The sequence below is a fragment of the Natronoglycomyces albus genome, assembly GCF_016925535.1.
GTDB classification, from domain to species: Bacteria; Actinomycetota; Actinomycetes; order Mycobacteriales; family Micromonosporaceae; genus Natronoglycomyces; species Natronoglycomyces albus.
Genome location: NZ_CP070496.1, coordinates 2,332,237 through 2,354,777 on the forward strand (window position 1 = coordinate 2,332,237; position 22,541 = coordinate 2,354,777).

Consider the following 22,541-nt stretch of genomic DNA (forward strand, 5'->3'; position numbering starts at 1 on the left):
GTTACTCCTCCACCCGCAGGCCTAGCGGGAATCGGATGTCCCCGTCGATAATGTCTCTCAGGTCGGTGATGTCGTGGCTGAGCATGAGCGCGCGGTCGACCCCCATGCCAAAGGCGAACCCAGAGTACTTTTCTGGATCGATGCCACAGGCAGCGAGAACACGCGGGTTGACCATGCCGCAGCCGCCCCATTCAATCCATCGTGGCCCGTCCTTGTGGGCTGTGAACCACAGGTCCACTTCCATTGATGGCTCGGTGAAGGGGAAGTACGAGGGGCGGAAACGTACTTCGGCGTCCTCGCCGAACATGGCACGGGCCCAGTGGCTCAACGTGCCTCGCAGGTTGGCGATGGTGATGCCCTCGTCAACCACGAGCCCCTCGGTCTGGTGGAACACCGGCGAATGTGTCGAGTCGACTTCGTCGGTCCGGTAGACACGGCCCGGGGCGACCGTGTAAATCGGTGGGTTCTTGCGTTCCAACATGGTGTGGATTTGCACCGTTGAGGTATGTGGGCGCATGACGAGGCCCGACCCGGCGTTGCCATTGGAATCGGCGATATGGAATGTGTCCATCATGGTGCGGGCCGGATGGTCTGGGTGAATGTTGAGCGCGTCAAACGCGAACCATTCGAGGTCCACCTCGGGCCCATCCGCGACTTCGAAGCCCAGGGAGAGGAAGTAGTCGGCGATGGCGTCGATCTTGGCGTTGATCGGGTGGCGAGCGCCAGCACGCTTACCGCCTAGGCGGGCGGTGACATCGACAGTCTCCTCGCGGAGAATGCGAGCAGCCTCTTGGGCGGTCAGGACTTCCTTGCGCTCCTCGAATGCCTCGGATACGGCGGTGCGGGCGATGTTGACGTTCTTACCTGCGGAGGCCTTGGCTTTGCCCGGCAGCGAGCCAATCTCACGGCGGGCTAGCGACAGTGGAGCTTTGTCACCTAGGTGAGCAGACTTTGCTTCAGCGAGCTGGTCAAGGTTCGCCGCAGTCGCGAACGCCTCTTGGGCGGCCTTGGTGGCCTGATTTAGCGCGTCGGGATGGAGGGCTGAACCCTCGGGGATCGCAGATTGTTCGTGATTGTCACTCATGGTTCTCTTCCGGCAGTACCCGTCAATAGCGTGGTCGAAGCGAGGCTTGTGGCAGTCGTCGCGGAGCCCAACGCGGGCTCGGAACGCTAACGAATGGCAGACTCGCGGCTGTACTTGTAGGCACGATGCTGCTAGCGCGGTGCTTCATGCGGCCTGATCTTGCGCGGCTGTGCCGCCCGCCCACCGAAAAGAGCTACGCCAAGGACCATCGACGCGGCCCGCGCTCGGCGGGCCACATAAACTCCATGTCCTTGGCGTAGATACACATGCAACTATCGTAACCGATGGGCGAAGCCGCGTCACTCTTGCGCGGCGTTGCGCTGCGAAGACGCGGTCACGTACAGGCACACGCCGGCAGCGACCGCCAAGTTCAGGCTCTCAGCCTGTCCCCAAATGGGCACCCTCACCTTGCGGTGCGCAATCGAGGCCAGTTCGCTGTCGAGGCCATGCGGCTCGGAGCCAAATAGCCAAACGATCGGACCCACCAAGTCGCCCGCGGCAGCCAGCTCGAAAACATCAGCGTCGCCACCAGCATCAGCGGCGAAGACCTGAGCACCGAGGTCACTCATCGTCGCCACGTGTTCGGCGGTGACTCCGCCCCGCACAACGGGCAGGTGAAACAGGCTGCCAGCGGAAGCCCGCACGCACTTGCCGTTGTAGGGATCGACCGATTCCTCGGGGAACACCACCGCGTCGGCCCCGGCCGCGTCGGCGGCGCGAAGAATCGTGCCAGCGTTCCCCGGGTCCGCAATGCGATCGCACACGACCACTAGCCGGGCGTCGGCGGGGACATGGTCCTCAAGGTACCTACACTCGGCAATCAAGCCCTGTGGCGTCACAGTGTCAGCCAACGCCTCCAACACCTCATCCTCCACCACATGGGTGTATGCCCCAGAACGCTCGGCAGAGGCGATGATGTCGGTGAAACGTTCGGCGGCGGATTCGGTGTAGTACAGGTCGATGATGGCACCGGCGATCGCGGCTTCAGCGACCGATTGGGGGCCCTCGGCTAGGAAACGGCGCACCTTGTCACGGTTGCGGCGGCGATTGAGCTTCCGCGCAGAAACAACCCGGGCAGAGCGCGTGGTTAGCTTCTGCCCGGGTTGTGTCGCAGTCACAGGGACCGACCTACTTCTCGGCCGGGAGGGCCTTGCGGGCCACTTCCACCAGCTGCGAGAAGGCGTCGGCGTCGCGCACGGCCAGGTCGGCCAGGATCTTGCGGTCGACCTCAACCTCGGCGGCCTTCAACCCCTGGATAAACCGGTTGTAGGTGATGCCGTTGGCGCGGGCTCCAGCGTTGATACGGCTGATCCACAGGCGACGGAACTCGGCCTTGCGGGCGCGGCGGTCGCGGTAGGAGTAGTCGTACGAGTGAAGCAGCTGCTCCTTGGCCTTGCGGTAGAGGCGCGAACGCTGACCACGGTAGCCCTTGGCGGATTCGAGTACGGCGCGACGCTTCTTACGAGCGTTGACGGACCGTTTCACGCGTGCCACAGATAATTCTCCTTGATTCAGACCGCCTAGTCGGGACGGTCACGGCTGTCTGTTTATGGGGCTTAGCGGCCCAGCATCTTCTTCACGGTGGGAGCGTCGGCCTTGGAGACACTGACGCGGCCGTCAAGCTTGCGGGTGCGCTTGCTGGACTTGTGCTCCAGCAAGTGGTTCTTGTTGGTCTGGCGGCGCATGAGCTTGCCAGAGCCGGTGACCTTGATCCGCTTCTTCATGCCACTGTGGCTCTTTTGCTTCGGCATAATGCCTCTCCTCGTATGTAGCAGGGGCGTACCCTGGCTGATTCTCGCCGCGCGAAACCGCGAGCACCAGGCGGTGATAACCGGTCGAGCCCGGTCGGATGTCCCCAAGGGGACTAATGAAGCTCTATTCGACGGCTTCCTTTTGGTCGCTGCGTGCAGCGCCCTTGCGTCCGCCACCCTTCACATCGCCTTTGGGGCGGTGAGGGGCTACAACCATGATCATGTTGCGGCCGTCCTGCTTCGGAGCCGACTCCACCACGCCTAGGTCGGCGATTTCCTCAGCCAGTTTGCTAAGCAAACGGTGCCCCAGTTCGGGGCGGCTCTGCTCACGACCGCGGAACATGATGGTGATCTTGACTTTGTCGCCCGCCTTCAAGAACCGAACGATGTGACCCTTTTTGGTGTTGTAGTCGTTCGTGTCGATCTTGGGCCGCAGCTTCATTTCTTTGATGACAGTCTGCTGCTGGTTGCGGCGAGCGGCCCTGGCCTTCTGCGCACTCTCGTACTTGAACTTTCCGTAGTCCATGAGCTTGCACACCGGGGGGCGAGCCTGCGGCGCAACCTCTACCAGGTCCATGTCCACGTCGGCTGCCAGCTGCAGGGCTTTCTCGATGGTGACAATACCTACTTGTTCACCCTGCGGACCGACCAGTCGTACTTCTCGTGACCGGATCTGTTCGTTGACGCGCAAATCGCTAATGAGGCCTCCTAGGAGATTTTGCGTGGTGGTGACCGACACAATCAGAGACCCAGAATGAGAAATGGCCCCAGCGTAGCTGAGGCCCATTCATAAAGTCGCCAGCGCGAGGCGGCGACTAGACCCGTTCCCAGCCTGTCGGCGGTTCGGGTGGGAGCTGGGCTCCGCTTGCGACGTCGCTGATCGGACAGCGACGCAGTCAAGTGTGAATTTTAGCAGGTGTTCATGACCGACCCATCAAGGCACGGGTGCGAGCTGTGATGCACACCCCTTCCGCAGGGGCGGTTAACCGTCTTGGTCGTCGCCCTCAGCGGTGCGGAACCCTTCGAGCAGCGCCCGCAGGTCACGGACGGCTTGAATGGCGAGTTCACGATCGGTCTTTTGAATGGCCATCATCGACATTTCGTCGTCGTCGGCCAGTTCCAGGGTGGCCCATGACATACCGCGTGGGAAGGAGACGCGCTCGACGACTTGCCAGGGCACGTACTTGAATGAGCCGATGTTTCGGACCCAGATGCCGTGGGAGTCGGCCCGGACTACAGGGCGGGTGAAGAGGAGGAAAAGCGCGGCGCCGAACAGGCCCAGCAGAATCATGGCGACTTGGTCGGCCGGGTGGAACACTCCTCCGGCAGCAGTGGTGGTGCCCATGAAGAAGGACAGGACAAAGAATGTCCCGGCAAAAAGAACGGCGGACACCCAGCAGGCGATGCGGGATTTGCGGGGACGAACAACCACAGACGGCGATTCGGTCATGGCTTCGCGCTCCTTTATTGCTTCCACGGTCTCAGTCTGCCACTTTCGTCTAGGTCACAGTGACGCCGGTGGGAAGTTCAATGGTCTACGGAGAGCCATTGCAAGCCATCCAGCGGCTTGGACCTGCGGATACAAGACCAGGATGCTTAGGGAAGCTGGTCGAGTTCCAGCGAGGAGTCGAAGGCCAAGAGGGTTTTGGCCTCTCCGGTGACGATGGGCCAACCGCGACGGCGGGCTCCGCACCAGGCCACGTGTCCGGCGGCGACGTTGCCGTGCTGGCGGGTACGCGACATCATGAGCCCCACGTCGCGGGCGGCTTTGCGGTCGAGCTCCATGATCACGGTGACGGGAAGTCCCAGCAGTACTTGCAGGGCGTCACGGTCGCGGCGGCGGGCTTGCGCCCAAGCCTCAGCCAATGCGCCTGAGGGCACGGCGAGGACTACTCCCTCTTTGACGGCGGTCCACACGACGGCTTGGGGGTAGGGCATGGAGGCGGCAAACCCGACGAGGGCCGATACGTCCAGAATTCGGCCACCGATCACAGTTTCGCCTCACCCTCACCGTTAGCGTCGACTCCGAGGACCTCGCGGGCCCATGCCAAATGTTCCATGCTCGGGGAGTGGCCCTTGCGGTCGAAGAGATCCTTCAGCTCTTCGAGTGAACGATCTCGGTCCAGCCGCGCTTGGACCGCGTGCTCGACATACGCCGCTACGGAATCGGCCCTGCCTGCGGCGACCAGACGGCGTATCTGGTCGACCTGTTCCCGGGGCAGGGCGACTTCTGCGTGTTCTGAGTTCACCGCTTTAGGTTATCGAGCTTCACAGTGATACAAATTGTGGCCTTCGACAATGACAGCGGCCTGCGAATACAGGTACGGTCGAGTTGACACCGATGTCATCCGGCCTGCCATGAGGGTTGTACACAAGAGCAATGGCGTGGGGATTCTCCGCCGAGGCCGCAGCTGGATCGTTCATCTCAGTGAGCGAACCAATGTGGACCAGAATGTGCCCTTTTGTGCGACCCACGTGACCTGGCTGGCTATGAAAGGCCCACTCTATGTCTAACAAAAAACCCGTGAGCGGGGAACGAAGCCACGACCCCCGGTTTCCCGAGAAATTTCTCCAGTTCATGTCAACTGGATGGGGCGACACCTCCCTGGCGAACCTGAAGCCGGTTGAGCAGGCTCCACGCCATGCGGCGCGCCGCCAGGCACTGTCGAACGCCTTCCCCGGCGAGACGCTCATTATCCCCACTGGTGGGGAAAAGGTGCGTGCGAACGACACCTTCTTTAAGTTCCGCGCGGGTACCGATTTCGCCTACTTCACCGGCGACTACGACCCCGAGGGCGTGCTCGTGCTGCACGCTGTCGCCGATGGCCACGACGCGGTTTTGTATCGGCGGGCTCGCAAGGGCACCGATTCCGATGAGTTCTTCCGTTCGGCGAAGTACGGCGAGCTGTGGATTGGCCGTCGTCACTCGCTGAGCGAAACCACCACGCTGCTGGGCCTCGAGTGCCGGGACGTGGAAGACCTCCAGAAGGCCCTCTCGGGGCTGCGCCGCGATCAGGTGCGCCTATCGCGCGGATTCGACGCGACGGTGGATTCGTGGTTCGCCGCGGAGACTGTCGCAGAGGGCCTAACCCGCGATAAGGAGTTCGACCGCGTCATGAGCGAGCTTCGGCTACGCAAGGACGCCTGGGAGCTAGCCCAGTTGCAAGACGCCGTCGACGCGACCGTACGCGGGTTCGAGGACGTGGCACGCATTCTGCCCGCGGATCGTTCGGTACCGGAGCGACTTCTTGAAGGTGTGTTTCACCAAAGGGCACGAGTGGAGGGCAACTCGATCGGCTACGACTCGATCGTGGGGGCCGGCCCGCACGCGACCACGCTGCACTGGAACACCAACACGGGGCACACCGCGCCCGGTGAGTTGATCCTGATGGACATGGGAGTGGAGAATCGCCACCTCTATACCGCCGATGTGACGCGGACTGTGCCGGTGAGCGGCACGTTCACTCCGTTGCAAAGGCAGGTCTACGAGATCGTCCTGGCCAGTCAACAAGCTGGAATGGACATCATCAAGCCGGGTGTGGAGTTCCAGGAAGTTCACACCACTTGTATGCGAGTCCTGGCTGAAGGGCTGTCTGACCTCGGTGTGCTTCCGGTCAGCGTCGACGAGGCCATGGACAAGGACAGCATGCTCTACCGCCGCTGGACTCTGCACGGATTCGGCCACATGCTGGGTCTCGACGTGCACGACTGTGCCAGCTCCAGCCCGGAGAAGTACCACAAGGGCACTTTGGAGGAAGACTACGTGCTCACCGTCGAGCCGGGGCTGTACTTCCAGGCCAATGACGAGCTCGTACCGGAGGAGCTGCGCGGTATCGGCGTGCGCATCGAGGATGATGTGCAGGTCACGGCCGATGGCCATAAGAACCTGTCGGACGGGTTGCCTCGCGAGGTCGACGAGATCGAGAACTGGATGTCAGATCAGCGCGATGCTGGAATGCGACTTCCAGGACTGAGCGACTAACGCGATTGGCCATGGCTCAATTCCCCATCACAATAGGTCAATCCGGCTGCGGGCTTGGTTCCACAAGTACTGAGTCGGAGGCCATCCGTTAAGGGAACAGAGCTGGCAGCCCGCGGATGACACGCAGTGGCAGCTGGGGCGAGGCCTTCGCATACTTGGAGGCCCCTGGCGAAATCCATCCGCGCACGTTCGCTCATTAGAGGACAAGGACTAGTCCTACCCACTCTTGTGGGAAAGGCACCTCGGAGCGGTCGTTGGGTTCAGTGCCGGTGAGTTCACTGGGGTGGGGTTAGCCCGCGATAACACGGAGCGTATAGTCCGCTTTAAGGCTTTTATCACCGCACCGGCCCCGGCGGCGGCGATATACACCGCACACCAACCGCCCGTCGCCGCCGGGGCTCTAATTCAATAAGTATCGCCTTCGGGCGTTGCGGGCCTCGCGTTAACGCGAGGCCCAATTTTTATGCTTCTTAGGGCCGGTTGCGGACGGTGTTAATCGCCGATGCCAGCACAGGGCACAGCGTCCTTTTGGATTCCAGCCCGAGTTTCTCCAGCTTCGCCCAGAACGCCTCTGCCCCAATGGAAAAGGCCGACGCGAATCCCTGCGGACCACAGTGGCAGTAACACAGGCTGGGAGGAAAAATGTATTCGCCGACATCAATTATGAAAAGTAGAGTGCAAAGATGCACTCCCCAGCTATCACGTCGACCACGCGCGCTTCACTCCTCCCCCTCCTAGCCGCCGGAATCACGATTATGGCGTGGGCATCCGGATTCGTCGCGGTCCGACACCTCGCCGGGGACGTATCCTCCGGAGCACTCGCATTGGGCCGCATCGGCAGCGCCGCCCTGGCATTGAGTGTCATCGTCTTCATCTACCGCCGATACTCCCCGGCCCAACGGGCTCAACCACTGTTGCCGCGCCGCCGCCACCTGCCCTTGCTGACGCTATCGGCCATACTGTGGTTTGGTATCTACCATCTGGCGCTAAATCAGTCGGTCCACTACATTGACGCTGGGACTGCGGCCCTGGTGACCAACACCGCGCCCATCATCATCGCGGTCCTCGCCGGGCTGTTTCTCCGTGAAGGGTTCTCGGTCCCACTGCTGGTGGGCATGGGTGTGGCCCTCATTGGAGTCATCGTCATTTCCATGGCCAATAGCAGCGGATTCGACGCCAGTCTTCTCGGCATCGCGCTTTGCCTGGTATGCGCCGTGACATGGGCAGTTGGCGTAGTCGCGCAAAAACCCCTGCTCGATGAAGGGCTTTCCGCACTAAACGTCACCTGGTGGTCATGCGTCATCGGAGCACTCATGTGTCTACCCTTTGCGGTCAATCTGGCCTCTGATGTCTCCGCGGCTGGGTGGACGGCTCTTTGGTGGACCGTCTACCTTGGCGTCATTCCCACCGCACTCGGCTTCACCACCTGGGCATGGGCCGTTACCCGTATGGGCGCCGGACGTTTGGCGGGCAGCCTCTACCTCGTTCCACCGACGGTGATCCTCATGGGCTGGGTCGTGCTGGCCGAGGTGCCACCGGCGATGGCGATCCTCGGTGGAGCGCTGTGTTTGCTAGGCGTGGCCATCACCCGCTATCAAAGGCGCAATCCCGCACCGCGACAGACCACAAACACCGCCGAGGACATGATGCAACCACAGAAACCCGCCAGTGCGGCTAAGAAATTATCGACCGGAGCCGGTGGACATAATCGCACTTCAGACACCTGCCACAGGGGTGCGCCAGCGGCTAGCGGTGCCCCAAGTTTCGAAATTTTTCCCGATCTGGGGAACCCAGTTGCGCAATTGATCGTCTCAACCGTATGAATACCTCACGAGACACCAAGACGCGGCCGGTTGTTGCCACCGGTGCTCTCGCATTTTCCTCGGCGCTGCTCCTGGCAGCGTGTGGAACAGCCGACGAGGGCAACACTGACAACGCGGAAAACGGCTCCATCGATCCATTTTTGGTGGCCATAGAATCGGACACCTTCGAGGCCCAAGGAACGGTCCTCCAAGGCCCCGACGACGAGGCACCCCAGCTGTGCCAGGTGGTACAGCACAGTCTTCCTCCCCAATGTTCGGGCATCGACCTCGAAGGCTGGGATTGGGACGATGTCAACCATGAATCCGAGGCCGATCACCGGTGGGGTGAATACACCGTTACCGGCACCTACGACGGGCAGACTTTCACCCTCACCGAAGACCCGCGCGAGAACGAGGTCGGGATACCGGTTGAGGACGAAGACGGCGTCACCTTCACTACTCCCTGTAGCGAACCTGACGGCGGCTGGGAGCCCGAAGACACCAGCTTGACCTCAGACGAAGCGTTGCACGACGCCATGGGCTTGGCGACCCAACGCGACGAATTCGCCGGGCAATGGATCGACAACAACAGCACCCTCGAGGGCGAAAACGACGTCGAATCGCTGATCTACAACGTGACCGCGACGGAAAACCTCGATGAGATCGAAAGCGAACTACGCGGAGTCTGGGGCGGAAACCTATGTGTTTCGGAGGCTAAATACACCCACCAAGAGCTGCTTGAGATCCAAGCGACCATGGAGGAAGAGCTAAGTGACAGCTTTATCCACATCGGGGTCAACGAGGTTGAAAACCACGTTGAGGTTGAGGTCACAGTCGTAAGCACGCAGGCCCAGGCCGACATCGACGAGCGATTCGGAGAAGGAGCTGTGGAGTTCAACAGCTGGCTGCGACCAGTTAAGTAGCCACACTCACCACATGAAAAGAGCATAAAGGCTCTTCCGGGAACTTTACGCGCAAAGGGTAGGTGAAGCCCTTCTAAGTCTGACCGAGACTCCCAGACTTAGGAGGGCTTCACCGTGTTTGGACCTCGGCGCCCTCCCTCTTCGCCCGGCCAGCGCGCGCCACCGGCGTCTGTCGACGAGCCAGCCTCATCGGCCTCACGCCAACACCTGAGGAAAAATCTCTTCCTACTGTGCACATAGCCAATGGCCAGCTGCTACACCGGGTACCTACCCGCCGGATCTGTCTCACTCGGCCTGCGCAAGCAGCGGAGCCCCCATCTGTGGCAGGTGTATAAACGAGTTATGGACCACCCACACAAGCCCGCGGGCGAGAGCCCCCAGGGCGCTTTGACCTATTCCTCATATCTGGCGCTGGACGAACTACTCGCCGCGCAACGTCCGCGCTCCGATGAACATGACGAAATGTTGTTCATCATCATCCACCAAGTCTATGAACTGTGGTTCAAGCAAATGCTGCACGAACTGCACGAGGTTCAACGGCGCATGAAACTGGGCGAGACCACGAGCACGCTTCGTACGCTACGCCGCTCATTGAGCATCCTCAAAGCCGCCGTCGCCAACATTGACGTGCTGGAAACCATGACCCCCACTCAATTTGCCAGCTTCCGCTCCCGCCTTGATGCCTCCTCGGGCTTCCAAAGCGCCCAATTTCGGCAGTTGGAGGCCCTCATGGGCCGCCGGGACGACTCGGTGTTGCGTCACTATGCCCCCGACAGCAGCGAATACGCGGCCATCAAACAAGAGCTGACCAGCCCGAATCTGTTCGACTCGTTCTTGACCTACCTGTCGCACCGCGGCTATGCGGTTCCCACCGATCGAGACGTGACCCAGCCTTTGGAGGCCTGCGAGCCGGTCCAGGACATCTTGATCGAGGTCTATGCCAAGGACGAGGGTCCCGCCTTCGTCGCCGAGCAAATGGTCGACCTCGACGAGGGCTTCCAAGAATGGCGCTACCGCCACGTCATGATGGTCAAACGCACCATCGGGGACAAAATGGGCACCGGGGGTTCCTCTGGCGTCAACTACCTGCAATCCACCACGTTCACTCCGGCCTTCCCGGACCTGTGGGCGGTAAGGAGCAAACTGTGAACTTGGGAGAACTGACATCCTCCCCCAACGTTCTGGCCTCGCATTACTCTCGATTTCAGGTCGCCGACCGGCTCCTGTTGACCGGCCATTCGCATCAGGCATGGCCGGATGTGGCCCTCGATGGACTCACGGAGAGTTTCACCTCAGCCGCCCGCGGCGTTGACGCAAAGTGGGACGACGCGCTGGCCAAGGCCGACGACCTACGAGCAGCGGTACGGGCGTGGATTCAGGACCCAGGCGCGGATATTGCGCTAGGGTCCTCGACGCACGAATTGTTGATTCGATTGCTGTCCGGTTTTGGGATTTTGGGTGCCAAGGGTTCCGGATCTGGTCGAGGCAAGATCATCACCACGGACATGGAATTTCATTCGGCTACCCGGCAATTGCAGCGACTGGCCGAAGACGGGCTTGAGGTGGATGTCGTCTCGGCTCAGCCGGTCTCGACCCTGTCGGAGCGAATCGCCGCTCGCTGCGATCACCACACCGCCGCTGTGCTGGTCTCCTCGGTCCTCTTCACGACCTCGCAGCGAATTCCACATCTGGACCTGTTGGCGACCAAAGCTAGCAAGGTCGGCGCGGAGTTCATTGTCGACGCTTACCACCACATCGGACCGTCCGTCTTTTCGGTGGCCGACCTCGGGTTGGATTCGGCGTGGATAGTCGGCGGTGGCTACAAGTATCTGCAGTGGGGCGAGGGAGTGTGCTGGATGCGGCTACCTGCTCATGCCCAGCAACTTCGACCGGTCGTCACCGGCTGGTACGCACAGTTCGGAGCGCTTTCGGAGTCCAACGAGTCCGGCCAGGTCGCCTATGGACCAGGCGGACAACGCTTCGCCGGTTCCACCTATGACCCCACCAGTCATTACCGGGCGGCTGCCGTCGCGACCTTTTTCGCTGAACAGGGACTAACGGCCTCGTTTTTGGAGCAGGTGTACCGCCACCAGGTCGGGGTACTCATGGACGCCTTCGACGGGCTCGACCTCCCCGATTCGGTGGTGACTCGGGACCGGTCGATGGCCACTGAGGACCTAGGCGGCTTTCTGACCCTGTCCAGCCCTCACGCTGCCCAACTACAGCAACGTCTTGCTGACAAGGAAGTTCTCACCGACGCCCGAGGCGCTTTCCTTCGCTTTGGACCAGCGCCTTATCTCACCGACGACCAGCTGCGCGAAGCGATGTCCATCTTGGGCGAAGTGGCACGCACGGTGTGATCCATGATGTTTTACTTGAGCCCTCGGCGAGGGGCCTGGCGCTGCACGCGGCCCTTGCCGAGGGCCGCGTGACAGTCCGCCAATGAGCACGAATGGACAACGTGGGCCCACTTGCGCCTCGATCGACTGCTATACGAGGTGACCTGTGTTCAAGCTGCCCGCGCCCGCGGCCTGGATGCGTTGGTTTCGAGGCAGGCTCCTTGACGTGGATGCCAGTGCACCTATCGATCTCCCCGTGCGTGAGCCACTACCGTTTCGGCTCTTGGGCCAGCGCCATGAATTCCAACCGGTTTCCAAAGGGGCATCGCGTGTAGAAGCGTACGTAGCCCGCAGAGACCGTCTTTTGGTCGGCTGCGCTGCCGTCGTTGCGGTACATGGGATGATTTTCCAGTTCACCGTCCCAGGTGACTGGGTAATTGGCGGACTGCAGGCGGTCGGCCAACGCCGTTAGGGATTCGATATCGCCCCAGACGATTCCCGGATGCACTTTCGGTGGGGCCTGGAAGCCGGGAATCGCTCCGAGGTGGAACTCGATGTTCCCTCCGGTGGGGCCTCGGAACCACTTTCCGCCTCGAGTCGCCAGCGCCGGTGGTTTCGCCAGTTCTGTAAGCCCGAGGATATCGACATAGAAGGGGGCTAGTTTGGCCTCTTCTCCGACGGGGAATCCCAGTTGGATGTGGTGAATACCAAAGTACATGTCGTGCCCTTCCCGTGATATGCTCACAGCAATCTTAACAAGACGTACGTACGGTTTGGTTCGCGAGTGTGCCATCCATCGCCAGATGTGCCACCTGCGCCACCAATCCATTTCACTAAGGCAGACTAAGAGTGCTGCAAACTACGAACTAATAGGAGTACAAGTGGTGAGCAAGGACTCCTTCGGCGCCCGCGGAAAGCTTTCCGTCAACGGCACCGAACACGACATTTTCCGCATCGACACGGTCGAGGGCCACCAGCGCCTTCCCTTCAGCCTCAAGGTGCTGCTGGAAAACCTACTGCGCAACGAAGACGGCGCGAACATCACCGCCGACCACATCCGCGCCCTCGGCAACTGGGATGCCAAAGCCGACCCCAGCGTCGAAATTCAGTTCACGCCCGGTCGCGTCATCATGCAAGACTTCACCGGCGTCCCTTGTGTAGTCGACCTGGCGACCATGCGCGAAGCCGTATCCGACCTCGGCGGGGACCCCGCCACCATCAACCCGTTGGCCCCTGCCGAACTGGTGATCGACCACTCGGTCATCGTCGACTACTTCGGCAGCCCCGACGCCTTCCAGCGCAACGTGGAACGTGAATACGAGCGCAACCGCGAGCGCTACCAGTTCCTGCGCTGGGGCCAGACTGGATTCGACGAGTTCAAAGTCGTTCCGCCGGGAACTGGCATCGTCCACCAGGTCAACATTGAAAACCTCGCCCGCGTGGTCATGACGCGCGATGGCGTCGCCTACCCCGACACGTGTGTCGGTACCGACTCGCACACCACGATGCAAAACGGCATCGGCGTGCTGGGCTGGGGCGTAGGCGGTATCGAGGCTGAGGCCGCGATGCTCGGCCAATCGATTTCCATGCTGATCCCCCGCGTCGTTGGATTCAAACTGACCGGGAAGATGCCCGCTGGCGCTACCGCCACCGACCTGGTTCTAACCATTACGCAGATGCTGCGTGAACATGGTGTCGTCGGTAAGTTTGTCGAGTTCTACGGTGAGGGCGTAGGCACCGTTCCGGTGGCCGACCGCTCCACGCTGGGCAACATGAGCCCCGAATTCGGTTCGACGTGCGCGATGTTCCCGCTGGACGAGCAGACCACTGACTACCTGCGTATGACCGGACGCACCGAGGAAGAGATCGCCTTGGTCGAGGCATACGCCAAAGAGCAGGGCATGTGGCACGACCCGAAGGCAGAACCGGCCTACTCGGAGTACCTGGAACTTGATCTGAGCACGGTCAAGGCCTCGATCGCTGGGCCGAAGCGCCCCCAGGACCGGATTGAGGTTTCCGCGGCGGACACCGCTTGGCGTCGCGACGTGGCCAACTATGTCGATGGTTTTGAGGGCGACCGCCCCTCGAACCCGCAGACGGTCTATTCCAACGGCAAAGAGTTCGAGGTAGACCACGGCGCGGTCGTTATCGCCGCCATCACCTCGTGCACCAACACCTCAAACCCGTTTGTCATGGTCGGCGCGGGCCTGCTGGCGAAGAACGCCGTCGAGGCGGGCTTGCTGACGAAACCGTGGGTTAAGACATCGCTGGCCCCGGGCTCGAAGGTCGTCACCGACTACCTCGAGCGCGCCGGATTGGACACCTACCTTGACAAGCTGGGCTTTAACCTCGTCGGTTACGGCTGCACCACCTGCATTGGCAACTCCGGTCCACTGCCCGAAGAGGTCTCGGCCGCCGTCAACGCCGGCGACCTCGCCGTGTCGGCGGTGCTGTCGGGTAACCGAAACTTCGAGGGACGCATTAACCCCGATGTGAAGATGAACTACCTGGCTTCGCCGCCGCTGGTGGTCGCTTACGCGCTGGCGGGGTCGATGGACTTTAACCTCGAGACGCAACCGCTGGGCACCAACGCCGAGGGCAAAGAGATCTTCATGCGTGATATCTGGCCCTCCTACGATGAGATCGCCGCGGTGGTCCATTCCAACATCGGCCGCGACATGTTCCTGGAGCAGTACGCCTCGGTGTTTGAGGGCGACGAGACGTGGAAGTCGCTGCCGATTCCAACGGGCAATCTGTTCGAGTGGGACGAGAACTCCACCTACGTGCGCAAGGCACCGTTCTTCGAGGGTATGTCGGCTACTCCGGAACCAGTGGAGGATGTACAGGGCGCTCGCGTCCTCGCCAAACTTGGCGACTCCGTGACAACCGACCACATTTCTCCGGCCAGCACCATCAAGGCCGACAGCCCGGCCGGACAGTACCTGCGCGAACAGGGCGTCGAACCCGCCGACTTCAACTCCTACGGCTCGCGCCGAGGTAACCACGAGGTCATGATCCGCGGGACCTTCGCCAATATCCGTCTGCGCAACCAGTTGGCTCCCGGCACCGAGGGCGGCTGGACCCGTGACTTCACCGCCGAGGGCGGCCCGGTCACCACGATTTACGAAGCGGCTCAGAACTACGCGGCGGCTGGCGTGCCGCTGGTCGTGCTGACAGGTAAGGAGTACGGCACCGGGTCTTCCCGCGACTGGGCAGCCAAGGGCACCCGTCTACTGGGCGTCAAGGCTGTGGTGGCAGCGTCGTATGAACGTATCCACCGTTCGAACCTGATCGGTATGGGTGTGCTGCCTTTGCAGTACCCCGAAGGCGAGAACGCCGACACCTTGGGCCTGACCGGTGAAGAGACCATCTCCATCACCGGCATCTCCGAGATCAACAATACGATCCCCGAGACAGTGAACGTGAAGGCTGTCGCGCAAGACGGCTCAACTGTCGAATTTGACGCGACCGTACGGCTGGACACGCCTGGGGAAGCCGAGTACTACCGCAACGGCGGCATCCTGCAGTACGTGCTGCGCAACCTGCTCAACAAGTAACGTGTTTTAGTCTGGGGCCTGGCCCGAGACTGGCAACACGGCGATGGGGACGGCCCGAGGGCCGTCCCCATCGCCATTTCTGGATTACAGAGGACTGAAAGGGAGGCGACTGCCACCAGACGGTGGGTGCGTGCGCCAAGATCACCGTGGCTTGAGAGTATTTCTGCATGCACATTGGTCAGCCGCTCCTTCGCTTCCTGCGAGCAGGGATCTTCGCGGCTGTCTGCGTCACCGTCTCGGCAGGGCTGCACCGGCTGGCTGGCGGCGAATCGATTTCATGGCTGGGTTACACGGCCGCAGCCTTGTTCATTGGCGCGGGCGCCTATGTTCTCGCCGGTCGTCAGCGCGGCATTACGACAATCCTGTCAGCTTGTCTGACCAGCCAGGTCCTCTTGCATATTCTTTTCACCCTCGGGGCCGACCCGGCCGGGGCTGGTACGCACACCCATCATCAGCCAATGGCGATGGTGCTTCTCCACGCTGCGGCGGCCGGGGTTTCGGCAGTGTGGTTGGCCCGAGGTGACGCCGCACTAGCGGCATTCTTCGACTATCTGCTTCTATGGCTGGCGCCCGCGCTGATTGCGTTCATGGCCGCCGCTATCCCGCTGGTCACCAGCCTGGTTGTCCGGGCTAAGGCGGAATGCCCGCGCCGCTCGCAACTGACGGGGCTGGCCTTGGTCGCGCCCCGGCGGGGACCACCGGCGTGCGTGCTCATTTAAGTCCTATTTCTGGGGTCAGTCGCATGTAACGCACTGGGCCAGACAGCTGTCGCTGTCTTGGCTGACTCCATTTCCTGCACGAATCGCTCGTCGGCCGCCGCGTCCTTGGATTGCTTGTCAAGGCCGCAGCGACGCCTTTATCCGTCCGGTCACCTTGACTGGCCGCGGCCAGGCCCACGCGCATTAAGTGATCGATCCTCACTTCCGCTCAAGGCCAGTTATGACGCTGACCCGAGGACTTCGGCGAACCCGAGCCGTGCCATCGGCCCTCTCATCGTTTCGACAGAATCAGGAACACTTGTGACCACTGCACGTTCTCTTCATACCCTTTCACCACGTTGTCTTGTCGGCGCCACCGCCGCGTTCGCAGCCACCATGACGCTCATCGGCTGCGGCAGCAACCACGAGCCGGTCTCTGAAACTCCAGCCTCCACCATGGCCGACGCGGTCACGGTCACCGACGCCTGGGTGGCGGCGACCGATGATGCCATGACCGCCGCTTTCGGCATCATCGAGAATTCCTCCGCCACCGAGGTGCGCATAGTCGAGGTCGCCAGCGAACTATCCATCATGGAACTACACGAGGTGGTGGCGGTGGACGGGAACACCACCATGCGTCAAAAGGAAGCAGGATTCACCATCCCCGCGCACGGTGAACACGAACTAGTCCGGGGCGGCGACCATTTCATGTTCATGAGCCTCGAGGAGCCCATAACTGCCGGGGACATTGTCGCGATCACGCTGATCTTCGACGATGACTCGGAACTCACCGTCGATACCATCGCCAAAGACGCCACTGGCGGCGAAGAAGAGTACGAGTCCGGCGACAACCACGCCGACCACACTGAACACGACCACAATGGGCACGGAAAGAGGGACTCCGTATGAGTGCCTCAGAAAATCAACTAAGCAGGAGGCGACTACTAGGCTACGCGGCCGCCACCACTGGCGTCGCCGCCAGCGCCGCCGCCGGGGCCATGGGTGGCCACATGATTTCCCAGCGGGTACGACCTCAACCGACCGACGACTCGGAAATGGCCTCTCAACGAGTGGAGGCGTTTTTCGGCCCACATCAGGCAGGAATCGCGACCGATCCGCAAGCCCATGCGCTATTGCTGGCATTCGACCTCAATGAGGAAGTCGACCTGGAGCGTTTCATGGCGCTGATGCGGATCATCTCCGATGATGCGGCCCGGCTGACTCAGGGGCAGCCAGCGCTGGCCGACAATGACCCGACGCTGGCGAAGAACCCGGCGGGGCTGACTGTCACGTTCGGGTTCGGCCCCATGCTGTTTACAAAACTGGGCTTGGCCACCCAGCTGCCGGAGGGACCGGTCCGTATCCCTGGATTCGATATCGACCGACTTGACGTGCAATGGACGGATGGGGATCTTATCGTCCAGTTGTGCGCCGACGATGAACTGGCGCTTATCCACGCACAGCGCATGATGGTCAAGGATCTACGTGCTTTCATGAGTGTGCGCTGGGCACAGCGCGGTTTTCGGCCCCTACCGACAGTCCTCAGTGACACGCCGCGCAATGTCATGGGGCAGCTCGACGGTACCTCTAATCCTCGACCGGGAACCGATGAGTTCTCACAAACGGTGTGGGCTGATGCGGCCCCTGATGTTCCGGAATGGTTCACCGGTGGAACGACCATGGTGGTGCGGCGCATCCGAGTGGAGTTGGATGAATGGGACCGGCTCGATGAGGTCGGTAAGGAACTGGCGCTGGGTCGCAAGATGGATTCCGGCGCACCGTTGGGAGGGACTGCTGAGCACGACGAGCCGGACTTTGCGGCCCGGAAGGAGGGCGGGTTGCCCGTGATTCCGACCAATGCCCACATTCGGCGGGCTCATAGCGACGATGGGGCGCGGATTTTTCGCCGTAGTTACAACTTCGATGCGGGGCCGACTGCTGGGGGAACGCCTGAGGCGGGGCTGTTGTTCGTGTCGTTTCAGGCGCGGCTGCGCCAGTTCGTGGCGATTCAGGAGCGCTTGGCGGAGGCCGACATGCTCAATTCGTATACGACCCCGGTGGGTTCCTCGGTCTTCTTTGTCCCGCCAGGCTGTGAATATGGGGGCTGGGTGGGGCAGACACTGTTGGATCGCTAGGAACGGTTCTCGCTCCTGGGGACGACTCGTAGATAGGAGCGGGTGACCACCTCCTCAACCGAGGGATGGAGCGGGCCTGTGGCCCGCTCCATCCCTGTGCACTGTTCCGACCGATGTGTGTGACCCGATGGGTGGCGAGGCTCCCCACGTCGACGACGGGGGTCTAGCTGCCGATCAACCACACCGGCGCGGTTCGAGCATTTCCATTTCGTTGGAGTCGCTTGGGGGAAGTCCAACCCAATGGCGACGAGGCACCTATCTGATCGTTGACTGTGGATCCGGCTACCTTAAGGATCGGCGGCTAGCCCTCCCCCGCTTGACTTCCGACAGCTTTGGCAGGCCGCAGCATCGCCCAGGCCATCCACAGCAAACCCAATCCCAGCACGAGGCCATGTCCGATGCGAGCCGCCGGTGGGGTGAAAAACTGCGGCAGGTACAACGCGAATCCTCCGGCCATGATGACCGCCGACCAGCGGTGCGCGATTCCGGTGCGCCACAGTGCCACCGCGGCCATGACCGCGCCCAGCGCCAAGGCCACCAGACCGAGGCCAAAGAAGGTCATGGCAAGGCTATGTTCACGAATCTGATCGGCGAGGGCGACAGCCTCACCTGCGGACAATTCCTTAGCCACGGTGTTGAGCGTGAATGTCTCCAACCCGTAGTAGGGCAAGGTGAGGCCGACTCCGGTCAAGAAAGTGGCGGCGGCCGCGGTGAGCAGGCGAGTATGTGGCCCAGCGTTTATCCATCCGGCGAAGGTCCATAGACCCACGGCAGTGGCAATGAAACCGACCATTCCCAGGCAATGTGAGACCAACCAGGCGTCGGAGGCGAACGCAGCGGCGTTCGCTACCGTGTCGCCCTCAGTCTTGTCGCCCCAAGGACGCAGGGTCGGATAGAGAATGAACGCGATGCCCGCCAGCGCGAAGCTGGTCGCACCGAGGAGTGACCGTGTTGATGGGTGGGTGCCCATGGGGTGTCCTTTCATTGATGAGGTTTCCTGTCTCTCATGCTAGTGGGACACCCTGCGGCCCAATGGTTGGGAAGTGGCGGCGAAAGTGGTCTTCGAGGTCGACTTTTACCCATCGGTGGATGGCTGAGGGATCATAGATCGCGCTGGGGCAGTATGAGCGGAGAGCCCTCGACGGTCGTCGTCGTCACCGGGTGTTGATACACCTGGCTGATCAGCTCGGGCCGCAGCACTTCCTCGGGGGTGCCGCTGGCGGCAACGGTTCCCTGGTCGAGTAGGACGATGCGGTCGCTATAGGCGGCGGCGAGGTTCAGGTCGTGCAAGACGACGATAATGCCCCTCTCTTGTGCCGCCAGTTCCCGCAAGGTGCGGCCGACGAGTTCTTGGTGGCGCAAGTCGAGTGCGGCGGTTGGTTCGTCGAGCAACAAGACCCGAGTGTCTTGAGCCAGAACGCGAGCGAGCATCACGCGGGCCTTTTCGCCTCCGGAGAGGGTGTTGAACGCCGTGTGTCGCATGTGCGTGACATCGCAGCGGGCCATGGCCGCCTCGACGTGGTCCTCGTCGTGTTCCTCGGCGGCGGTCTTAGCCCACGGGTTGCGCCCCATCCGCACGATGTCGACCACGGTGAAGGGGAACGATACGGTGTGTGCCTGTGGCAAGACAGCTTGCCGGCGGGCGATCTCCAACGCGGGTAGGCGTTCGATGGGGGTGCCGTAGAGGGTGATGTCGCCGCTAGTGGGTTCGAGGTCGGTGCATATCGCGGCCAACAAGGTGGATTTTCCTGCCCCGTTGGGGCCTACAAGGCTGACGACTTCGCCGTGTTTGACCGTGAGGTCGACCCGGTCGAGCACCCGTCGGCCTCCCCGGTCCACGATCAGGTCGCGGACGTTGACCACGTGGCCTTCATAGTGGGAACGGAATCGTTCCACCTCATCGTGGCTGTGGCGCAAGAGCGCGGAGAACATTAGGCCCATCCTCCTTGGCGTCGGCGGGTCCGGCGCAAGAGCCAGAAAAAGAACGGGCTGCCCACTAGCGCGGTGAGGACCCCTAGCGGTAGTTCGGCGGGGGCGGCGATGGTACGAGCGGCCAAGTCCGCCCACACGAGGACGGCTGCGCCTCCGAGCATGGACAGTGGTATGAGGACGCGGTGGCCCGGGCCGATTGCCATGCGCAACAGGTGCGGTACCACGAGCCCGATAAATCCGATGACACCGGATACGGCGACCGCCGCCGCGGTCAGGAGGGCGATGACTCCGATGAGGACGATCCGCATTCGTTCCACGTTGACACCTAGGTGGCGGGCGGGCCGCTCTCCCAGCGATAGCAAGTCTAGGCTGCGGGCGTACAACGGTGCGATGATCAGGCCAAGCGCGGCCAATGGCAGGATCGCGATGACTTTGGGCCAGGTGGCTTGGGCGAGGGAACCCATCTGCCAGAAGGTGATCGAAGTGATTTGCGATTCATCGGAGATGAAGATCAGGAGCCCGATGCCCGCTCCGGCGAAGGCGTTGATGGCAACCCCCGTCAAGATCAAGGTGACAACCTCGGTCTTTCCGCCTGATCGCGACATCGCGTAGACGACCACGACGGTGATCAGGCCGGTGATGAAGGCACATACACCGATGGTCCAGGTACCGGCGAAGGTGAGGCTGAGGGCGATGGCGGCCACGGCGCCGACTGAAGCTCCGGTGGAGACGCCAATGATGCCCGGCTCGGCCAACGGGTTGCCGAACATTCCCTGCATAAGGGTGCCTCCGACCGCGAGGCAGGCACCGACGACGCAGGCGAGCACGACGCGGGGGAACCGAATGTTCCATAGGACGTCTTCACCGAAGTCATCCACCGGGCCTCCGCCGAGTCCGAGTCGGTTCGCTATGGAGTCCAACACTTCTGAGACGCCGATGTGGTAGGCGCCGGTGCCAGCCGAGACCACGATTCCCGTGGCCAGCACCGCGATCATGGCGATGGTCAAGAGAGCCGGTCCGCCAATGCGGCTCAGCCGTGAGTTCTCGTGCCGCTGTTGTTGGTTTAGCGACCTTGGCGGGGATTGTGGAGGGTTGGTCTCGGTTACCGTCATTGGACCGAACCGTGAATCTGCGCGCTGAGCGATGTGATGACATCGGCTGTGCGGGGGCCGTAGTTGAGCAAGACACCGTCGGCGATCGCGGCGACTCGCCGGTTCTGTCCAGCCGGGGTCTGGGCCACGCCCGCCAATTGCAGGAGCCCGTCGACACCGCCGACGGAATCGAGACCTTTTGTCATGGTGAGGAACGCGTCGGGTTGTGCCGCGGCCATGGCCTCGGGGGTCAAGGGGACGAAGTCGCCTTCGAGCCCAGCTTCCTTGCCCGCGTCAATCCCTCCGGCCGCCTCGATGATGTCGCTGGCTCCGGAGTTGGTGCCGCCCAGGAAATATACCGACGCCGATCCTCGCAAGTACAGGAACGCCACGCGTAGTGGCGGTCCTTCCCCGGTAGTGGCCGCTGCGGAGCTTATGCGTTGGTCGGTGTGTTCGATGAGGTCATATCCGGCCTGAGGTACGCCCAAAGCGGTGGCTATGGCGTCGATTCGTGGGTTGATCCCGGCCAGATCTGTGACAGAGTCAAAAGTGGCGATGGTGGCTCCGGCGGCACGCAATTGGTCCAAGGTCGCATCGTCGGCCGAGGCCGGTTCGGTGAGGATGAGCGTTGGCTGGGTGGACAGGACTCCTTCGACCGATACGTCGTGGCCGTGGGAAATCAGTGGTAGATCGGCGGCTTGATCGAAGGTTGCCGTCACATCGCGGGCGACGATACGGTCCCCCAGCCCGAGGGTAAAGACGATCTCGCTAATCGCGCCTGAGAGTGGCACTATCCGGCTGATGTCGGTGATGGTGATCTCTTGTCCCGTGGCGTCAGTGACGGTGACCGGCAGCTCTGGGGTCGCTGTGGTTTCTATGGGTTCGACTGCGGTGGGAACTGCGTCGTTGTCGACCGTCGCGGCTGACGTTGGGTCTGGCGTGTCTCGCAGCCCCCACCAGAGGCCACCGACGGCCAGTCCGGTGGCGGCGGGAACCCCCAGTAGCAGTGAGCGACGACGGAGACGGCGAGACATATGGTTTTTCCTTACGCTGGGGCGATTCACCGGATGGCAGGGCGAGGGGCTCGTTCGTAGGGGTATGTGTCGCCGGGGCTCGACCTAGCGTTGAGACCGGCCCGCACCGGGCGGTCGGTTGGCATGGCCTCGCTCATGGCTGTTGGTAGGGGGCGGTTGCGCTGGCGCGGTCTGGGGCCGCAGTTTCCTCCCTGGCGTGCAGAAGGTTCATGT

Annotated in this window: 22 protein-coding genes; 9 read left to right on the plus strand and 13 right to left on the minus strand. The window is 62.0% G+C overall.

Going from position 1 to position 22,541, the window contains the following annotated elements; translation table 11 throughout:
• Position 1: 1 nt before the first annotated feature.
• From pheS to JQS30_RS09930, 8 genes are all read right to left on the minus strand, one after another.
• Positions 2 to 1,084, minus strand: coding sequence for a phenylalanine--tRNA ligase subunit alpha (gene pheS, locus JQS30_RS09895; RefSeq protein WP_213170123.1), 1,083 nt, complete (start codon positions 1,082 to 1,084; stop codon positions 2 to 4).
• A gap of 299 nt (positions 1,085 to 1,383) precedes the next feature.
• Positions 1,384 to 2,202 carry a TrmH family RNA methyltransferase gene (locus JQS30_RS09900; RefSeq protein WP_213170124.1) on the minus strand — a complete coding sequence of 273 codons (819 nt, stop codon included), beginning with the start codon at positions 2,200 to 2,202 and terminating at the stop codon, positions 1,384 to 1,386.
• Positions 2,203 to 2,212: 10 nt separating this feature from the next.
• Positions 2,213 to 2,578, minus strand: a complete 366-nt coding sequence (gene rplT, locus JQS30_RS09905) for a 50S ribosomal protein L20 (RefSeq protein ID WP_213170125.1) — start codon at positions 2,576 to 2,578, stop codon at positions 2,213 to 2,215.
• A 62-nt stretch (positions 2,579 to 2,640) separates the two neighbouring features.
• On the minus strand, positions 2,641 to 2,835 hold the full coding sequence (gene rpmI / locus JQS30_RS09910) for a 50S ribosomal protein L35 (protein ID WP_213170126.1): 195 nt from the start codon (positions 2,833 to 2,835) through the stop codon (positions 2,641 to 2,643).
• Between the two features lie 124 nt (positions 2,836 to 2,959).
• Positions 2,960 to 3,622: a translation initiation factor IF-3 gene (gene infC / locus JQS30_RS09915; RefSeq protein ID WP_213170127.1), complete on the minus strand. Its 663-nt coding sequence runs from the start codon at positions 3,620 to 3,622 to the stop codon at positions 2,960 to 2,962.
• Positions 3,623 to 3,817: 195 nt separating this feature from the next.
• The gene (locus JQS30_RS09920; RefSeq protein WP_246497852.1) at positions 3,818 to 4,312 is read right to left on the minus strand and encodes a PH domain-containing protein; all 495 of its coding nucleotides are present in this window, start codon (positions 4,310 to 4,312) and stop codon (positions 3,818 to 3,820) included.
• A 119-nt stretch (positions 4,313 to 4,431) separates the two neighbouring features.
• Complete coding sequence (locus tag JQS30_RS09925; RefSeq protein ID WP_213170128.1) at positions 4,432 to 4,827, minus strand: hypothetical protein; 396 nt, start codon at positions 4,825 to 4,827, stop codon at positions 4,432 to 4,434.
• Positions 4,824 to 5,084, minus strand: coding sequence for a hypothetical protein (locus tag JQS30_RS09930; protein WP_213170129.1), 261 nt, complete (start codon positions 5,082 to 5,084; stop codon positions 4,824 to 4,826). The genes JQS30_RS09925 and JQS30_RS09930 overlap by 4 nt, the downstream gene beginning before the upstream one ends.
• A 257-nt stretch (positions 5,085 to 5,341) precedes the next feature.
• Between JQS30_RS09930 and JQS30_RS09935 the strand changes: the two genes are divergently transcribed.
• From JQS30_RS09935 to JQS30_RS09955, 5 genes are all read left to right on the plus strand, one after another.
• Positions 5,342 to 6,817, plus strand: a complete 1,476-nt coding sequence (locus tag JQS30_RS09935) for an aminopeptidase P family protein (RefSeq protein WP_213170130.1) — start codon at positions 5,342 to 5,344, stop codon at positions 6,815 to 6,817.
• A 683-nt stretch (positions 6,818 to 7,500) separates the two neighbouring features.
• Complete coding sequence (locus tag JQS30_RS09940; RefSeq protein WP_213170131.1) at positions 7,501 to 8,640, plus strand: DMT family transporter; 1,140 nt, start codon at positions 7,501 to 7,503, stop codon at positions 8,638 to 8,640.
• A complete protein-coding gene (locus JQS30_RS09945; RefSeq protein ID WP_213170132.1) occupies positions 8,637 to 9,542 on the plus strand; it encodes a hypothetical protein in 906 nt (301 codons plus the stop codon). Before JQS30_RS09940 ends, JQS30_RS09945 begins: the two co-directional genes overlap by 4 nt.
• 342 nt (positions 9,543 to 9,884) lie before the next feature.
• Positions 9,885 to 10,691 carry a tryptophan 2,3-dioxygenase gene (locus JQS30_RS09950; RefSeq protein ID WP_213170133.1) on the plus strand — a complete coding sequence of 269 codons (807 nt, stop codon included), beginning with the start codon at positions 9,885 to 9,887 and terminating at the stop codon, positions 10,689 to 10,691.
• On the plus strand, positions 10,688 to 11,902 hold the full coding sequence (locus JQS30_RS09955) for an aminotransferase class V-fold PLP-dependent enzyme (protein ID WP_213170134.1): 1,215 nt from the start codon (positions 10,688 to 10,690) through the stop codon (positions 11,900 to 11,902). Before JQS30_RS09950 ends, JQS30_RS09955 begins: the two co-directional genes overlap by 4 nt.
• 247 nt (positions 11,903 to 12,149) lie before the next feature.
• Here the strand turns inward: JQS30_RS09955 and JQS30_RS09960 are convergent, their stop codons facing one another.
• Positions 12,150 to 12,626, minus strand: coding sequence for a VOC family protein (locus tag JQS30_RS09960; protein WP_246497853.1), 477 nt, complete (start codon positions 12,624 to 12,626; stop codon positions 12,150 to 12,152).
• 139 nt (positions 12,627 to 12,765) lie between these two features.
• On the opposite strand from JQS30_RS09960, the gene acnA reads away from it, so the two are divergent.
• The 4 genes from acnA to JQS30_RS09980 all read left to right on the plus strand — a co-directional run bounded on the left by acnA (position 12,766) and on the right by JQS30_RS09980 (position 18,271).
• A complete protein-coding gene (gene acnA, locus JQS30_RS09965) occupies positions 12,766 to 15,438 on the plus strand; it encodes an aconitate hydratase AcnA (RefSeq protein ID WP_281398345.1) in 2,673 nt (890 codons plus the stop codon).
• Between the two features lie 167 nt (positions 15,439 to 15,605).
• Entirely contained in the window at positions 15,606 to 16,157 is a 552-nt protein-coding gene (locus JQS30_RS09970; RefSeq protein ID WP_213170136.1) for a hypothetical protein, read from the plus strand.
• Positions 16,158 to 16,457: 300 nt separating this feature from the next.
• Positions 16,458 to 17,045: a copper chaperone PCu(A)C gene (locus JQS30_RS09975; protein ID WP_213170137.1), complete on the plus strand. Its 588-nt coding sequence runs from the start codon at positions 16,458 to 16,460 to the stop codon at positions 17,043 to 17,045.
• Entirely contained in the window at positions 17,042 to 18,271 is a 1,230-nt protein-coding gene (locus tag JQS30_RS09980) for a Dyp-type peroxidase (protein ID WP_213170138.1), read from the plus strand. The genes JQS30_RS09975 and JQS30_RS09980 overlap by 4 nt, the downstream gene beginning before the upstream one ends.
• Positions 18,272 to 18,572: 301 nt before the next feature.
• Here the strand turns inward: JQS30_RS09980 and JQS30_RS09985 are convergent, their stop codons facing one another.
• The 4 genes from JQS30_RS09985 to JQS30_RS10000 form a co-directional block, all read right to left on the minus strand.
• A complete protein-coding gene (locus tag JQS30_RS09985; protein WP_213170139.1) occupies positions 18,573 to 19,241 on the minus strand; it encodes a hypothetical protein in 669 nt (222 codons plus the stop codon).
• Between the two features lie 131 nt (positions 19,242 to 19,372).
• A complete protein-coding gene (locus JQS30_RS09990) occupies positions 19,373 to 20,203 on the minus strand; it encodes a heme ABC transporter ATP-binding protein (protein WP_213170140.1) in 831 nt (276 codons plus the stop codon).
• On the minus strand, positions 20,203 to 21,315 hold the full coding sequence (locus JQS30_RS09995) for a FecCD family ABC transporter permease (protein ID WP_213170141.1): 1,113 nt from the start codon (positions 21,313 to 21,315) through the stop codon (positions 20,203 to 20,205). Before JQS30_RS09995 ends, JQS30_RS09990 begins: the two co-directional genes overlap by 1 nt.
• Positions 21,312 to 22,328 (minus strand): heme/hemin ABC transporter substrate-binding protein, encoded by a 1,017-nt coding sequence (locus tag JQS30_RS10000; RefSeq protein ID WP_213170142.1) that lies wholly within the window; start codon positions 22,326 to 22,328, stop codon positions 21,312 to 21,314. The genes JQS30_RS09995 and JQS30_RS10000 overlap by 4 nt, the downstream gene beginning before the upstream one ends.
• Positions 22,329 to 22,541 lie beyond the last annotated feature (213 nt).